18 protein-coding genes are annotated in these 15,544 nt (G+C 61.3%); 3 read left to right on the top strand and 15 right to left on the bottom strand.

Annotation, left to right across the window (positions count from 1 at the left end; all coding sequences use genetic code 11):
* Positions 1–54: 54 nt before the first annotated feature.
* Both QCM77_RS33935 and QCM77_RS33940 read right to left on the bottom strand, forming a co-directional pair.
* The gene (locus tag QCM77_RS33935) at positions 55–759 is read right to left on the bottom strand and encodes an MFS transporter (RefSeq protein ID WP_279686352.1); all 705 of its coding nucleotides are present in this window, start codon (positions 757–759) and stop codon (positions 55–57) included.
* 631 nt (positions 760–1,390) lie between these two features.
* Positions 1,391–1,615: an amidase family protein gene (locus QCM77_RS33940; protein ID WP_462804364.1), complete on the bottom strand. Its 225-nt coding sequence runs from the start codon at positions 1,613–1,615 to the stop codon at positions 1,391–1,393.
* A gap of 389 nt (positions 1,616–2,004) precedes the next feature.
* Here QCM77_RS33940 and QCM77_RS33945 point away from each other — a divergent pair, with 389 nt between their 5' ends.
* The 3 genes from QCM77_RS33945 to QCM77_RS33955 all read left to right on the top strand — a co-directional run bounded on the left by QCM77_RS33945 (position 2,005) and on the right by QCM77_RS33955 (position 4,480).
* The gene (locus QCM77_RS33945; RefSeq protein WP_279686353.1) at positions 2,005–2,727 is read left to right on the top strand and encodes a helix-turn-helix transcriptional regulator; all 723 of its coding nucleotides are present in this window, start codon (positions 2,005–2,007) and stop codon (positions 2,725–2,727) included.
* A gap of 94 nt (positions 2,728–2,821) precedes the next feature.
* Positions 2,822–3,454 (top strand): acyl-homoserine-lactone synthase, encoded by a 633-nt coding sequence (locus QCM77_RS33950; RefSeq protein ID WP_279686354.1) that lies wholly within the window; start codon positions 2,822–2,824, stop codon positions 3,452–3,454.
* A 72-nt stretch (positions 3,455–3,526) separates the two neighbouring features.
* A complete protein-coding gene (locus tag QCM77_RS33955; protein ID WP_279686355.1) occupies positions 3,527–4,480 on the top strand; it encodes a LysR family transcriptional regulator in 954 nt (317 codons plus the stop codon).
* Here QCM77_RS33955 and QCM77_RS33960 read toward each other — a convergent pair.
* From QCM77_RS33960 to QCM77_RS34020, 13 genes are all read right to left on the bottom strand, one after another.
* The gene (locus QCM77_RS33960; RefSeq protein WP_279686356.1) at positions 4,453–4,695 is read right to left on the bottom strand and encodes a DUF2274 domain-containing protein; all 243 of its coding nucleotides are present in this window, start codon (positions 4,693–4,695) and stop codon (positions 4,453–4,455) included. The two genes, QCM77_RS33955 and QCM77_RS33960, sit on opposite strands and share 28 nt — an antisense overlap.
* A 6-nt stretch (positions 4,696–4,701) precedes the next feature.
* Complete coding sequence (locus QCM77_RS33965; protein WP_279686357.1) at positions 4,702–5,907, bottom strand: TraB/TrbI/VirB10 family type IV secretion system protein; 1,206 nt, start codon at positions 5,905–5,907, stop codon at positions 4,702–4,704.
* Entirely contained in the window at positions 5,904–6,878 is a 975-nt protein-coding gene (trbG, locus tag QCM77_RS33970; RefSeq protein ID WP_279686358.1) for a P-type conjugative transfer protein TrbG, read from the bottom strand. Before trbG ends, QCM77_RS33965 begins: the two co-directional genes overlap by 4 nt.
* Positions 6,879–6,880: 2 nt before the next feature.
* Positions 6,881–7,561 (bottom strand): conjugal transfer protein TrbF, encoded by a 681-nt coding sequence (gene trbF / locus QCM77_RS33975; protein WP_279686359.1) that lies wholly within the window; start codon positions 7,559–7,561, stop codon positions 6,881–6,883.
* A 51-nt stretch (positions 7,562–7,612) separates the two neighbouring features.
* Positions 7,613–8,848, bottom strand: coding sequence for a P-type conjugative transfer protein TrbL (gene trbL / locus QCM77_RS33980; protein ID WP_279686360.1), 1,236 nt, complete (start codon positions 8,846–8,848; stop codon positions 7,613–7,615).
* Positions 8,849–8,851: 3 nt separating this feature from the next.
* Positions 8,852–9,226: a putative entry exclusion protein TrbK-alt gene (gene trbK-alt, locus QCM77_RS33985; protein ID WP_279686361.1), complete on the bottom strand. Its 375-nt coding sequence runs from the start codon at positions 9,224–9,226 to the stop codon at positions 8,852–8,854.
* Positions 9,226–9,960 carry a P-type conjugative transfer protein TrbJ gene (trbJ, locus tag QCM77_RS33990; protein WP_279686362.1) on the bottom strand — a complete coding sequence of 245 codons (735 nt, stop codon included), beginning with the start codon at positions 9,958–9,960 and terminating at the stop codon, positions 9,226–9,228. Before trbJ ends, trbK-alt begins: the two co-directional genes overlap by 1 nt.
* Positions 9,957–12,398, bottom strand: a complete 2,442-nt coding sequence (gene trbE, locus QCM77_RS33995; RefSeq protein WP_279686363.1) for a conjugal transfer protein TrbE — start codon at positions 12,396–12,398, stop codon at positions 9,957–9,959. Before trbE ends, trbJ begins: the two co-directional genes overlap by 4 nt.
* Positions 12,399–12,408: 10 nt before the next feature.
* Complete coding sequence (locus QCM77_RS34000) at positions 12,409–12,672, bottom strand: VirB3 family type IV secretion system protein (protein WP_279686364.1); 264 nt, start codon at positions 12,670–12,672, stop codon at positions 12,409–12,411.
* Positions 12,672–12,998 carry a TrbC/VirB2 family type IV secretion system protein gene (locus tag QCM77_RS34005; RefSeq protein ID WP_279686365.1) on the bottom strand — a complete coding sequence of 109 codons (327 nt, stop codon included), beginning with the start codon at positions 12,996–12,998 and terminating at the stop codon, positions 12,672–12,674. The genes QCM77_RS34000 and QCM77_RS34005 overlap by 1 nt, the downstream gene beginning before the upstream one ends.
* A complete protein-coding gene (gene trbB, locus QCM77_RS34010) occupies positions 12,995–13,915 on the bottom strand; it encodes a P-type conjugative transfer ATPase TrbB (RefSeq protein ID WP_280095885.1) in 921 nt (306 codons plus the stop codon). Before trbB ends, QCM77_RS34005 begins: the two co-directional genes overlap by 4 nt.
* A gap of 246 nt (positions 13,916–14,161) precedes the next feature.
* Positions 14,162–15,196 (bottom strand): MFS transporter, encoded by a 1,035-nt coding sequence (locus tag QCM77_RS34015; RefSeq protein WP_462804365.1) that lies wholly within the window; start codon positions 15,194–15,196, stop codon positions 14,162–14,164.
* Positions 15,142–15,459 carry an MFS transporter gene (locus tag QCM77_RS34020; RefSeq protein ID WP_462804366.1) on the bottom strand — a complete coding sequence of 106 codons (318 nt, stop codon included), beginning with the start codon at positions 15,457–15,459 and terminating at the stop codon, positions 15,142–15,144. The genes QCM77_RS34015 and QCM77_RS34020 overlap by 55 nt, the downstream gene beginning before the upstream one ends.
* Positions 15,460–15,544: the final 85 nt, after the last annotated feature.

Here is a 15,544-nt window from a genome sequence, read left to right on the forward strand (position 1 = left end):
AAAATAGCAAATCGCATGCCACCCAGCACTCATTGATATTACGCATTTTTCGTATCATTCCTGTCGACCTCGCGACGCATGTCGCATATCCGACCAGGTGTCTGGAGCATCTCGGCCAATCAGTCGGCCGGACGTTCTTGACGCACCTGTAGACCGACGGAGCGGGAAACCAGGCAGCGCAACGCCGAGTTCACCACTCCACATCCTGATCGGTTTCCAGGATGACCATTCCGGCGCTCGGGAACACGACGTGAACTGACCTGCTTTGGTCCGTCGACTTGCGCTCGAGGCGATCTGAGATTTCCAGTTCAACTCTTTGAGCCAAGGGGCGATGAACCAGACCAGGGCGGCCAGCTGCAGCAGCACATTGATACTGAACGCCGTCTGATACGCGATTGAGGGGTAGTGTCCGTCCTTTTCCGGCCATTGCTCGAGAATTAACCCCGTCCCGTACTGGACCAGGAAAGCCCACCCGAAATGCAGAACGTTGAGCACGGTGTTTGCGCGAGCGATCAATTCGGCCGGAAAGTAATCTCCGATGATCGCGTAGCTGAGGGCGATTGCTGATCCCACCACCGCCACAATGATCCATGACGGTGGCGGCAGGAAAGGTGGATGCAAGATCAGCGCGAGTTCGGCTGCAATGAACACAGCGGCTATGGTCGCGAACGACGTTTCAATGTTCTTGCCATGCCGGCGACGCACCGAATCGGCGACCGCACCGAGCAGCAATGCGCCAATGCTTAGGGCTACCGCCATGACGAGCATTTGTGTGACAAGGCTTGTTCGATCTAACTTTTCCACATCGCTCAGCCAAGACGCTGCCCACAAGGACTGCAGAGCCCATGCGGATCCGATGCATGTTGAAGAAATCGGCGTAATTCTCCAGAACCCCATCCGTTCGGACGGTCTTCAGGCTGACTATCTCTCGAGGGCTCTTCGTAGCTGCGTGTTGCTCTCGAAAAATAGATTACAGCGGCTGTGGTGGCACTGGATGCGGCAAGCACCTCAAATAGACCGCGCCAGCCTTCCAGTTACCAATGCCGCGGCTGGTGCGGTTGCCGTCACCGCGCCCAGTGCACCCAGAAACAGTGACCGATGCGTATGGCGGACTTCCACTACTTGCGCCCATGAGCCATACATTCAATAGTCTGCGCGCTTCCACTTTGTGTCGCCCCGGCACGAACTGAGTTCGACCGGCCGGTCTCCTTGGCATCGGTTCTCGGCCGGTCGAAATGCGCGTGACTAGAGCTTTAGGCTGCCCTCAGCCGATCTCGACGGGCTCGCCGCCCGACCGCTTGGCGACTTCGGCCGAAACTTGCCACATATCCTGGAGATCGCGGGCATGGATGCCTATGTGGCTTTGGCTAAAACCCTGCCGCTGCCCACATTAAGCGCCCCGTGTCGGCTTTGATCGCGCAGTTACTGAGCCAACGACCTGTGTTCGGAGCGCTGCAGGGACCTTGCCGGACACGGCCGCGGAACCGCTAGGTGAGCCCCCTGGGGTACGAAGCGGATCAAACGGATTCGTGGTCGGGCCGGGTGCGACATGCCGAGCTCGGTAGTCACTGTCTTTCCAAGCACAATAGCGCCGGCGGCCTGAGTGCTTGCTCAATTGATGATGTAGTTTCTTAGATCATTCGTCCTGGCCCCGGTAATTGCACGTCCAACTGAGTTGCGGCGCGGCGACCCAGATTGGAAAGAGCCGTACAAACCTGCAACTTGGAACGCAAAGGACGCAGCAATCCGGCGGTCTTCGCCGCTCTCTTGCAGGATTTCAAACAGACGACGGAGTTCGCGGAGTTAGGAGCGATGATATCACAGCGTGAGCGCGAGCAACTCGGCTGACGCGATACGCCTCAGCCCGCCGATGCAGGCTCTCACGATGAAGATTGATCGAAGCCGAAATCGATCGCCTTCTTCGTTGTTTTGCCCCATTCGCAGTGATGCTCGATCCGGTAATGCAAGGAGCGCCTGCGAGGGAGGCCCGTGGGCTCATGCGCCATGGATCGAGTTTTTCAAAGATTTGCTGAGCAATTGACCGAAAGCACGCATCGAGACGCAGCTCAGCAGAGCATGGCCGAGGTCGCCGCTGCGCTCAAACTGTCGTGCTTCGCATATCTCGCTCTTCCCCGCAGGCCAGGCAGTGCTCCCAACCTGATCTCGACATATCCACCCTCCTGGACCGCCACCTATCTGCAGCGCGGCTACGAATCCGTCGATCCGGTGGTACGTCGGGCAATGCGCCAGGCTAAGCCCTTCCGATGGGGACTTGGATTCGAAGCGCGAAATCAATCGGAGGCAGAACGCGCTCTGTTCGACGAAGCCGCCAAATTTGGGATTCGCTGCGGATTTACATTCCCTATCCACGATGACAAGGGCGCGATTGCCGCGCTGAGCTTTGCAAGCGACGATCGTCAAACTGGCTTCGAGCGCTCGCTGATCGAGCACGCCCAGAGCCTGCGGTTAATCGCAACGTTTTTCCATGCACATGCAAAACGCTTCTGGACGATAGATCGCATGGTCGGTGGGGTGGTGCTGTCTCCTCGCGAGTACCAGTGTCTCGAATGGTCCGCGCGTGGCAAATCAGCTGGGGAGATTGGGATCATTCTCGGCATCTCCGAGCGAACCGCGGGATTTCACCTGGATAACGCGCGCGCGAAGCTTGGCGTCAGCTCGCTTCGTCAGGCGATCGTGCTGTTGACCGAGTCAAAATCTCGAAAATAGATCAACCGCAAGCTGCAAGCACCTGTGCAACTCCACAGGATGTGCTTTCCTGCCTTCTCTGCTTGCTTGCCTGAAGCAAGGCAGGGAGGCAAGAATGATGCAGCTCATTATGCCGGGGTACTACGGCGAATTCATCGACGATCTCGCCGAGATGCACCGGCTCCGGTATCGCGTTTTCAAACAGCGCCTGGACTGGAACGTCGAGGTCAGTGGCGAGATGGAAGTCGACGAGTTTGATGTCCTTCGACCCGTGCACCTCCTGAACCGCTCGAACGCTGGACGTCTTCAGGGTTGCGTACGACTTCTGCCTTCGACCGGCCCAACCATGCTGAGAGACACCTTCCCGATCCTTCTGGACGGGCAGCCGGCGCCCCGAAGCGACAGGATTTGGGAGAGCAGTCGCTTCGCGCTCGATGTTCCTCCTGATGCGCCGAAGGCAAGTGGTGGACTTGCTGCCGCTACTTACGAGCTGTTTGCGGGCATGATTGAATTGGGCCTTTCGCTTCAACTGACTGAAATCGTTACTGTCACTGACGTCCGGATGGAACGCATTCTTCGGCGCGCGGGCTGGCCGCTCCGAAAAGTCGGAGAAGCTCGTCCTCTCGGAAACACCACGGCCATTGCTGGATACCTGGAGGTCTCGCCCGAAGCATTGCATCGCATCCGCAAAGCGGGACACATCTCAGGTCCGGTGCTCTGGGCTCCAGTCATCCAAGCGGCCGCCTAGGATCTGGAAGCAAGGACAATCCGGGGCATCGCCGCGCATTGAAGCGGAAAGCCCATCTGCTTAAGACTTACGATGCACAAACCACGTCGATCAACACCCTCCCTTCAAGCCAGCAAGGCAATCGAACTGAAACACCTGCAATCGGTCGTGGCTGCGGCTGATTGTGGCAGCCTCCGTCAAGCGGCGGAATTGCTGAGAACCCAACAATCGAGTCTCAGCCGAAAAATCAGCGAGATCGAATATCACCTGGGAATTGCGGTTTTTGAGCGCTTTAGCGGTGGTGTGCGCCCCACGCAGGCAGGCCGCAGTGTTCTTCGCCTGGCAAGGACAATTCTGGAGGAGTTCGATGCTCTCATCGCGACCGCGAGGGCTGTACGGAACAGCGAGGCTGGCCGGCTGAGTGTGGGGCTCTGCACCTCACTTTCCATTGGCAACCTGCAGACGTCCTTGCTGGATTTCAAGCAGCGATTCCCGCAAATCGAGCTTGTGACGATCGAGAAATCACGAACACGCCTCGCGACTGCACTTCGCAACGGCGTTATCGATATCCTGATCGTCACAGGGAACCTGCCGTTACTCGACAACAGAGTGATGCCGCTGTGGAGCGAACGTGTTCTGGTCGCCTTACCCCACGATCATCCCCTCACCGCGCGCGACACAGTCTATTGGACTGACCTGCGCGGCGAGACGGTCCTGCTGAGCCATTACGATCCGGGAAACGAGTTTGAAGATCTTCTGATTTCCAAGCTCGTGTCGCTTGAGGACCGTCCTAAACTCGAGCGACACGACGTCAGCCGCGGTATCATCAAGAGCCTGATCAGGATGAACACAGGAATTAGCCTGGTGCTGGAATCCGACATGGGCATCAACTATGCAGGCCTCGTCTACCGCGAATTGCGCGATGGAGCCGGTCCGAGCCGATTCGACTTTTCGGCATACTGGCGAGACGACAACGAAAACCCTGCGTTGGCTGCCTTCTTGAACTTGCTTTCTGAGCGCTATCCCTCGCCTCCGCTCCGACGTTGACGGCCCCGTCGAGCCTTCCGAAAACTTCTATCCGCTGCCATGAACCGCGCCAGCATGGGAGCGATAAGTTTGGCCGGCTCCCCGATCGGCTGTCCGCTCTCTTGTGCGAGGATTTCGGCGTATGCCACGAGATCCCTGTGGACACTCGCCGGCAGTTCATGCGTAATCTTGATCGGCTTATCATCTTCGATCGCTCCAAGTTTAAGCTTAGCCATCGTACCTCACCCTCTATACGGTTCGAGCACCAGGTCACGGTTGACGATCACCCGCACCGGAAATCCCGGACGAATCGTCAAGGTCGGCTGGATGTTGAGATTGCGGCGGACCACCTGCTGGCCCGCCTGGTTCATCGAGTCCCCCGCCCCGCGGCGGAGCGCAGCGATGAGGTCGCTGTTGGTGCTACCCGTATCTGACCCGGAATTCACCTCGGTGCCGACGGCGAGCAGCGTCGAAAGCGCAGCGGCCCCCAACAGCTCCTTCCAATGGTTGTCGACCTCATCCTCAAGCCCAGAATAGCCCGCGGCATCTGCGCCCGGCTGCCGCTCCAGTACGATCGACCGTCCATTTGGCATGATGAGGCGCGTCCACACCAGGAGCACGCGCGATTGGCCAAATGCGACTTGGCTATCATACGTCCCGATCAACCGGGCTCCTTGCGGGATAAGGCGAGCTCGCCCGGTAGGGGAATCATATACCGCTTCTGTGACTTGGGCCGTGATCTGCCCAGGCAGGTCGGACCGAATCCCCGTGATGAGAGCAGCCGGAATGAGCGTTCCCGCCTGGACCACAAAGGGAGAGACCGGTCTTGCCAGGCGATCGGGACTGGTGGTTCGACGGTCAACGGAAGCACTGACGAACGCAAGTTTTCGATCCTGGCCATTCTGGGCAAATGCTTCGTCGGATGATGGCGCTGCATTTGATTGGGCTTCACTTGCCGATGTGACAGGAGCCTGTGCGCGGACGTTCGTGCTGGCAAACACCTTGCTGGTGCGTGCCGCCTCGCTCTCCTGATTGACGCGCTGCTGTTCGGCGTCAACACCGAGCGGGCTGGACGTCGATGAGCCCTGTGCTGCAACGATCGGCCGGCCAAGATCGCCTGGTAAAGGCGGTCCAAGGCGCGGCACCTCCTTCGGGATTTCAGCATAATCCTTCGGCAAGTTTGCAAGCTGATCGGCGACATTGTGGTGGTCGGTCGCGTAAAGCTCCTCGGCGGCCGGCGTGCGCGATCGCTTCTCCTGCAGAGCCCAGAAGACCGCACCAGAGATGAGCACCAGCAAAAGGGCGCTGCCACCCGCAAGCACCTTGCGCGATAGGCGCGTAACTTGCGGCCGATCTGGCCGAAGCCGAAGCGTTTCGGCGATATCTTCCGGCGGCTTAACCCGAGGAGCGTCCTTGGGTGTGTCATTCGGCTGGCCAGTATCGGTCACAGCGACCTCCCGTCGGTTCGGACGATCCTGACCTTCCGCTGGTGCTCCTCGCCCAGCCTCAGTTCCGCGGCCGCAAACAGCCGGTCGACGATCAGCACATTGCGGTAAGCGCGATAGTTGACGAGCTCGGTCTTGCCGTCAGGCCCGATCACGAACAGCGGCGGCATCTCGCCCTGGCCGATGCCGGGTGAAAACTCGATGTAGACCTTGCGCCCATCGTCATAGGCATTGACAGGACGCCAAGGCGGGCTGTCTCCCTCGATGGCGTAGCGGTAACGGCGCTGCGCCTGGTCCGAGATGACGGGTGTGGGCGGCAGAGCTCGACCACGCGCGGTCCGATCCTCGGGATAGAACCATGCGACCTGTGGCATGTAGGGCTTTTCCCGGGAGCGGAGCTCGATCAGGTAAGTGCGCCGATCGGTGTTGACCACGAGATTGGTCTCGATCGCCGGACGTGTCGGCTTCACCATGATGTGCACACGTCGCGTGTCGCCGCTGCCGCTTTCGGTGTCGCCGACCACCCAACGCACGGTATCACCCGCGGCAACTGGTCCCGACCCGATCAGTTGCTCGCCGAGCTCCAGCGCAATGTCGGTGATCTGCCCCGGCGCGGCATAGACCTGATAGAGAGCGCCCGGACTATACGAAAACACCTGCACCGCATTGAAGTAGCCTGCCTTGCGCGGCTGCACACGTGCGGCGTCATTTGCGGTCTCAATCCGCTCGACGGGCTCTTTAGCTTCCGCGTTCTTGCCGCCGCGTGCCGCCTTCCAGGCCGGTGGAACATGCAGCGGCCGCGGCCGATCGTCGGCAAGCGCCGGCAGATCTGGAGCCGGCGGGACATCGCTATCGTAACTGATTTGCGGCGGCTTGAACGTGGTGCACCCGCCAAGGGTGGACACACCAATAGCGAGAGCCAGAGCCAGGCTCGGGCGGACCCTCTGTGACGCGATAACGAGACCTGACGGCATGACTAGCCCAGCTCCTTCGACCAGTTGATGGCGTTGACGTAAATGCCAAGCGGATTCTTGCGGAGGCGATCGAGATCGCGAGGCATCTCCACGATGATCGTGAGGATCGCGCTCCACCGCTCGGTTGCGGCCAGCTGACCGTTGTCGTAACGGCGTTCGACCCAGGCGAGGCGAAAACTCTCAGAGGACGCCCGAATGACGCTCGAGACCTCGATCGCAATTTGCGTCTTGCCGAGCTTGGCGAATGGATCGTTGTTGCGGGCATAATCATTCAGCGCGACGGCGCCGCGATCGGTTGTAAAGTCGTAGGCGCGGAGCCAGTTTTCGCGCAGCACAATGGCGTCCGTCGGCAGGCCTCGCACATGCTCGATGAAGCGCGCCAGGTGAAAGGCTACTTGCGGATCGGTCGGTTGATAGCTGGCGTTTGCCGGAGCAACCGCTTTTGCTTCCCCCAATTGATCGACCTCGACCACCCAGGGCGTGATCGTCCCATGCGCCGATTGCCAGACCAGGGTGCCGGCGAAACCAGCGGATAAGAAGAGGCAGCCAAAGGCCATCAGGCGCCAGTTCTTGGCCTGCACGCGCGCAGACCCAATGCGATCATCCCAGATTTGAGCTGCGCGTTGATAGGGGGTGACGGCTTCTGGCGTGCGGCCATAGTGAACGGCCGATCGTTTGAACATTGCGAGACCTCAAGTGACGGGTGAGAAAACGGAATCGGTCGATCAGAAGAGTCAGCGGTCATGTTGGGAGAGGTCGACAGATCCGCCGCCCCCGCCGGGATCACCCGAACGGATCGCGTGGGTTGCCGCTGATGCGCCATGGCTGATCGTCTGCGCTCTCTTCATGCGCCGAACCCAAGCGGGCGCATTGTCGGAAGGTCTCGAGGCGTCCCCTTCTCCCTTACCCACGTCGCTCGCCGCTCCACCAAGCCCAGCTGCGACCGAGCGCAAGGGACTAGCAGCCTTGGACGCGCTCGCCTCGGAGCCGGACTGGCTCCCCGCCCGAAACACGCCCATGGTGCCGCTTGCAATCGCACTTCCACCTCGTAGCGAGCCTCCAATCGCGCCGCCGGCGAGACCGGCAGCGCCGGCCGCAAGGCCAGCGCCAGCCGCAACGACTCCACCGGCGGCAAGTCCCGTCCCAACTGCGCTGCCTGCGCCGAGCTGGGGACCTCCGGAGACGATGCCGTTGGCAATCCCGGGTCCGAAAATGCCTAGGCCCAACAAGGCGAGAGCGCCGAGCACCAGCGCCATCGCGTTCTCGATGGTCGGCTGGTTGCCGCCGAAACCTGCCGTGAACTGCGAGAATAGGGTCGATCCAATGCCGACGATGACGGCGAGGACCAAAACCTTGACGCCGGAGGAGATGACGTTGCCCAGCACCCGTTCGGCCGCAAAGGCGGTCTTGCCGAACAAACCGAAGGGGATCAGGACGAAACCTGCAAGCGTCGTCAGCTTGAACTCGATCAGCGTGACGAAGAGCTGGATCGCGAGAATAAAGAAGGCCAGCAGCACCACGATCCAGGCGAACAGCAGGACCGTGATCTGGACGAAATTCTCAAAAAAGCTGACATAGCCCATCAGCCCCGAGATCGAGTCCAGGATCGGGCGGCCGGCATCGAGCCCCACCTGCGCGATCCGGCCTGGCCTCAAAAAATCGGCCGATGACAGACTCGTGCCCGAGGCTTTGAGGCCAAGACCAGCAAAGCTCTCGAAGACGATGCGGGCGAGGCTGCTCCAGCTGCCGATCAGATAGGCAAAGACACCGACAAACAAGGTTTTCTTGACGAGCCGGGCAAGAACCTCCTCATCACTTCCGAGGGACCAGAACAGGCCCGCAAGCGTGAGGTCGATTGCAGCTAACGTCGTGGCGAGATATCCGACTTCGCCCCCGACCAGGCCGAACCCGGAATCGATATAGCGGGTGAAGGTTTCCAGGAACTGGTCGATGACGGAGGTGCCGCCCATTGCTCACTCGCTTTGGCTTGGAATGGAGGGTGAGAGGGAGGGGACGCGGCTTTCGTCCTTGCGCGGCAGCGCGGAGGAAAATGGCGCCGTTCCCCGGCCACTATCCAAAGGGTCTACCGATCCGCTTTTCCCCAAGAACTGGCTGCGCCGTTCCGCCCAGATCCTCTGGCATTCGAGCAGAGCCTCTCTCTGCTCGTAGGTGACGGTGCGGCATTGCTCGAGCTTTGCCGCCGTCGGATCGGGCTTCGCGGCGGGCGAGGCGGAAGATTGGGTCCCGCTTTCGTCGCCGCGCAGGCGAACGGCGCAGGCGGCGACGACCAGGACCGTGAGGCTAACTGCCACCGCCATCGGCAGCCGTTCAAATCTGTTCTTTATCATCAGTGGAACATCTGCACGGTTGTCGGTTGATAGCCCTGACCTTGGGTCAGAAAGCGCCGCAGCTGCTCCCTCCCCTGATCCTGGGCACTTGCTCTTTGCGCGGCTTCGAGCGTTTGCGCGCGACCTTGCGAGGCCATGGTCGCGGTGAGATCAGCAAGCTGCTGCGCTTGCAGCGCAAGGAGCTGGTTGCCGGCTTGGCTTGCCTGCAGCGCGCCCGACGCGCCCTGGCTCGCCGTGACCAGGGCCGACATCTGGGTCCGGTTGGTGTCGAGATTGCCGACGACGGTTGCCTGCACCCGCATGGCGTCCTGCAGGGCGGCAACCGCATTCTGCCAGCGTGTTTGGGCGTTGGCGACGAGGAGCCCATTGGACATGCTTGCGGATGCCGGCGCATAAGTCGTTGAGAACGCGCGATCGATCTGCTGGACATCGTAGGTAATGCGCTGCGCTTGGCTGAGCAGCTGCTGCGTGCGCTGAATCGATTGTTCGAGCTGCTGCAAGGACGAGTACGGCAGGCTCGCCAGGTTCTTCGCCTGATTGATCAACATCTGCGCTTGGTTTTGCAGCGAGGTGATCTGGTTGTTGATCTGCTGCAGCTCGCGCGCCGCCGTGAGCACATTCTGCACATAGTTGTTGGGATCGAACACGATCCACTGTGCCTTCCCTTCGCGGGGCGCTTGGGCCAGGCTAATTGCGATGATACTTGCTGCCAAAAGCGGACGAAGACGGCTCATGACAAGCCTCCTTCCTTTGCGAGCTGCGGAATGAGATTGCAGGCCCAGCCGAGGTCGCGCGCCCGAAGCCAGCCGGTGACGAACTCGTCTCGTCCGTGCTCGGCTAGCACCCGCTCGATGAGGGCCTGATCGGTCGTGGACGACGCGGCCACAAAGGCCAGCGCGATTTCGCCAAGACCAAGCTCGAACAGCCGGTTGCCCCGGCGCGACTGGCAGTAGTAGTCGCGCTTTGGCGTCGCGCGGGCCAGGATCTCGATCTGACGATCGTTCAGTCCAAAGCGCCGGTAGACGCCTAAGATTTGCGGCTCGATAGCGCGGTCATTGGGAAGCAGGATCCGGGTCGGACAGCTCTCGATGATGGCCGGCGCAATTGCGGAGCCGTCGATATCGGCCAGCGACTGGGTCGCAAACACGACGGAGGCGTTCTTCTTGCGCAGCGTCTTCAGCCATTCGCGGAGCTTGCCGGCAAAATCGGCATCGTCGAGCGCAAGCCAGCCCTCATCGATGATGAGCAGGGTCGGACGGCCGTCGAAGCGATCCTCAATCCGGTGGAACAAATAGGAGAGAACCGCCGGCGCGACACCGGTCCCGATCAACCCGTCGGTCTCAAACACCTGGAGGGAGCCCTCTCCCAGCCGCTCGCCTTCCGCATCGAGCAACCGCTCAAACGGACCGCCGAGGCAATAGGGTTGCAGCGCGCGCTTCAAGGCATTGGACTGGAGAAGAACGGAGAGGCCTGTCAGCGTCCGTTCCCCAACTGGCGCCGAGCCGAGCGAGGTCAAGGCCGACCAGACATGATCCTTGGTCTCGGGCGTGACCTCGATGCGCTCGCGCGCGAGGATCGATGCGATCCAATCGGCAGCCCAGCCCCGCTCCGCGACATCGTCGATGCGCGCAAGCGGCTGGAGCGCCACGAATTCTGCCGAGTCTCCACCGACCGCGCCGCCGAGATCATGCCAGTCGCCACCCATGGCGATCGCCGCCGCACGGATCGACCCACCGAAATCAAAGGCAAAGATCTGCGCTTTCGGATATCGCCGGAACTGCAGCGCCATGAGCGCGAGCAGCACCGACTTCCCGGCGCCGGTCGGTCCAACGATCAGAGTGTGTCCGACATCGCCGACATGGAGCGAGAAGCGGAAAGGCGTCGATCCTTCCGTCTTGCCGAAGAACAATGGAGGCGCCTTGAAATGATGGTCCCTCACCTCTCCCGCCCAGACCGCCGAGAGCGGGATCATGTGGGCGAGATTTAGCGTTGACACCGGCGGCTGGCGCACGTTTGCATAGACCTGTCCCGGCAGGCTGCCGAGCCAGGCCTCAACGGCATTCACTGTCTCGGTCATGGAGGTAAAGTCCCGGCCCTGGATCACCTTTTCAACGAGGCGTAGCTTTTCGTCCGCCGCGAGCGGATCCCGGTCCCAGACCGCGACGGTTGCCGTCACAAAGGCCTCTCCAATTTGATCCGAGCCGAGCTCCTGGAGCGCGTGATCTGCATCCAAAGCCTTGTTGTGGGCATCGGTGTCCAGAAGCGTGGACGCCTCGTTGGTCATCACCTCCTTCAGGATCGCGGCAACCGACTTGCGCTTGGCAAACCATTGCCGCCTGATCCTGGTCAGGAGTTTTGTTGCATCCGTCTTGTCGAGCATGATCGCTCGCGTGGACCAGCGGTACGGGAATGCGAGGCCGTTGAGATCATCGAGGATCCCGGGCGTCGTCGCGCTCGGAAACCCGACAACCGTCAGGACACGCACATGCGCGTCACCCAGCATCGGCTCAAGCCCGCCCGTCAGCGGCTGATCGGCAAGCAGCGCATCGAGATACATCGGGATTTCCGGCACCCGAACACGATGCCGCTTGGTCGACACCGTCGAGTGCAGGTAGGTGAGCGTTGCCTCGTCATCGAGCCAGCCGCATTCCGGCATAAAGCCCTCGACGAGCTGCAGCACGCGGTTGGTCCTGTCGAAGAAGCCACTCAGCACCTCGCGCGCATCCGCTCCCGCGCTGCGATGGCTGCCCTCGTACAGGAGACGCTCTGCCACAGCTGCACTCTCTGCAGGCGGCAGATAAAGGAAGGTTAGGTAGTAGCTCGATTCATAATGGCTGCCGGCCTCCTCGAATTGCGCTTTGCGCTCCGCATCCACCAAGGCGGATGCGACATCCGGGAATGTGTCGGGCGGATAGCGCCCTGCCGAATGCCGTTGCGCCTCTACGAAAACCGCCCAGCCCGATCCGAGACGCCGGAGCGCATTGTTCAGGCGGCTTGCGACGGCAACAAGCTCAGCCGGCACGGAACTGTCGAGATCCGGCCCCCTGAACCGCGCCGTCCGCTGAAGCGAGCCGTCCTTGTTCAATACAATTCCCTCGTCGACCAGAGCAGCCCAGGGCAGGAAATCAGCAAGGCGCGTGTTTGAATGGCGGTATTCGGCAAGATTCATCATGGGACTACTCTCAAGCGCTGAGGTGACCGGGAACACGAACGTGCCGGCGCACGACTTCGACGAATTTCGGATCGCGTTTTGCGGGCCAGACCGCGGCCATGTGGCCGATGAAGGCCAGCAGAAGGCCGGCCAGCCACAAGCGCAGACCGAGGCCGAGTGCTGCGGCCAATGTGCCGTTGACAATGGCAACCGATCGCGGTGCCCCGCCCATCAAGATCGGCTCGGTCAGCGCACGGTGGACAGGGGCGACAAAGCCCGGGACTGCCTCATCCATCAGATCACCACCCCGCCGCCGAACGAGAAGAACGACAGGAAGAAGCTCGAGGCGGCAAATGCGATCGACAGACCGAACACGATCTGGATCAGCCGCCGGAAGCCGCCCGACGTGTCGCCGAATGCGAGCGAGAGACCGGTCACGATGATGATGATGACCGCGATGATCTTGGCCACGGGTCCTTCGACCGATTGCAGGATCTGATTGAGCGGCTGCTCCCAGGGCATGTTCGAGCCGGCGGCCCAGGCCGGCACGCTGGCCAGGTACAGACAAGCGAATGCCGCAACCGATGTGAGACTTCGCCTGAGAGAGGATGGTGCGTTCATGATTGATCTCCGATTTTCGACAGGCTGTAGTCGCCTGATGGTCCAAGCCCGGTGACAGAAGCGAGTTCGCTCAAACGCCGTTCGGCACCACGGCCAGAGAGCACGGCGATGACGTTGATGGTCTCGGCAATCAGCGCGCGCGGGACCGTGACGACGGCCTCCTGGATCAGCTGCTCGAGCCGGCGGAGCGCGCCAAGCGCGGTGCCGGCGTGGATCGTGCCGATTCCGCCCGGATGTCCCGTCCCCCAGGCCTTGAGCAGGTCGAGCGCCTCGGCCCCGCGCACCTCGCCGACCGGGATACGATCAGGGCGCAGGCGAAGTGACGAGCGCACAAGTTCGGACAGCGAGACGACACCATCCTTGGTCCGCAGCGCCACGAGGTTCGGCGCCGTGCACTGAAGCTCCCGCGTATCTTCAATGAGAACGACGCGATCCGAACCTTTGGCCACCTCCGCCAGAAGCGCGTTCGTCAGCGTCGTCTTGCCGGTTGAGGTGCCGCCGGCGACCAGGATGTTCTTTCGCGCGGCAACCGCATCACGAAGCGCGTTCGCCTGCGCCGAGTCCATGATGCCGGCAGCGACATAGTCGTCCAGGCCGAAGACAGCGACCGCCGGTTTGCGGATCGCGAAGGCGGGCGCGGCAACCACCGGCGGCAGCAGGCCTTCGAAGCGTTCCCCGGTCTCTGGCAGCTCAGCCGAGATTCGGGGCGAGCCGGCGTGAACCTCAGCGCCCACATAGTGCGCGACGAGCCGGACAATTCGCTCGCCGTCGGCAGCCGACAGACTCTCGCCGGTATCGGTAAGGCCGCTCGACAGCCGATCGATCCATAGCCGGCCATCAGGGTTCAGCATCACCTCAACGATCGACCGATCTTCCAGAAAGCCCGCGATGGCAGGCCCCAGCGCGGTGCGGAGCATGCGCGCTCCGCGCAACTCGGCTTCCGAATCAAATGAATGGATCGCCACGACTGCCCCCCAGTTGAGTGAGGCAGCTAGCGTCCAGCCACCTCACATGAGGACAGCTAGAAAAAGCAGAACCTGCGCGACAGCAACAATGGGACCATGTCAATCGTAGTCTGGCGTAGAAGAAGAAAGATTCGGGACGATCGCTTTTTAACGCCCCTAACATCATGAGCCGGGACATCAGTCGGCGACATGCTGGCTTCACCACTCCGCATGATCGTCCGCTTCCAGGATGGCGAGCTCGGCTGGTCGAATAACGGCCTCAACCGAATTCCAGCCTCCCGCCGGTTGACGTGTGACCGAAGTGCCAACCGTCCGTTTCCGGCGCTCGAGCCACGGGACGGCGGCGAACCAGACCAGCGCTGCCACCTGTAGCAAAACGTTCACACCGAATGCGGTCTGATAGGCCGTTAAAGGATAGTGCCCCGCCTCCAGAGGCCATTGCTCCAGAATCAGGCCCGTCCCGTACTGCACGACGAAAGCCCAGCCGAACTGCAGGACATTCAGACCGCCATTGGCGCGCGCAACCAGTTCGGCCGGGAAATAATCCGCTATCATGGCGTAGGCCAGAGCAGTCGCTGATCCGGCCACCGACACTACGCACCACGGCAAGAGTGATGGCCAGGGCGGATGCAGGACCAGCACAAGCTCCGCCACAATCAACATCGCCGCGACCAAACCAAACAGGGCCTCGATCTTCTTAGCCCGGCGGCGCACCCAGTTGGCAAGGACGCCCAAGACCACAGCGCCGAGACTCAGGGCGACCGCCATCACGAATAGTTCGTTGACGAGTGTCATTCGATCCAGCCGCTCCACATCGGAAAGCCAGGGCGCCGCCCATAAGGATTGCAGTGCCCAAGCGGACCCGATGCAGGTCGCCGATAAGGGCGCCATTCTCCAGAACCGCGCATCCGAATAGACGGTTTTCAGAGTGGCGGGCGTCCTGGAGCGCTGTGGCCCAGTGGTTCGTTCGGGAACCACGAGATAGATCAAGATGGCAGCAAGCGCGCTTGCGGCGGCCAGCACGCCGAATAGACCCCGCCATCCGATCCAGTCCAGGAGCGCCTCCGCAGGTGCTGTTGCAGTGACGGCGCCCAATGAGCCCAGCATAATCATGTAGCCATTGATGAGCGCCATGCGTTCTCTTGGAAACCAGAGGACAATGATTTTCAGCCCGGACATCAGGGCTGCTGCACTCCCAAGTCCGACAATCGCGCGAGCAAAAAGAAGCGACAAAAATCCCGTCGATAGCCCAAAGAGTGCGGCCCCCCTGCAGCAACAGCCAAGAGCACGCTCTGGACCCGGCGCGGCCCAAAGCGATCAAGCAACATGCCGACCGGAATCTGGGCCGCCATAACCACCAGGAAATAGATTGACGTGAGCAGCCCGACATCGGCAGCGCCAAGCCCGAGATCAGAGGCGAGGCGCCCAGCAATGAGCGTATTGATGGTCCGGAACAGGTAGGAAAGGTAGTACCCGGCCGCGAAGGGAAGAAACACGCACGCGATGAGCCGCCAGAAGGGACAAGACTCAGCGCGCTTTGCGGGCGATGTTTTCGCGCTCGTTCGCTTCGGCGCGTTTCTG

Origin of the sequence: Bradyrhizobium nivariense, assembly GCF_029846695.2 — a bacterium.
Lineage (GTDB): Bacteria > Pseudomonadota > Alphaproteobacteria > Rhizobiales > Xanthobacteraceae > Bradyrhizobium.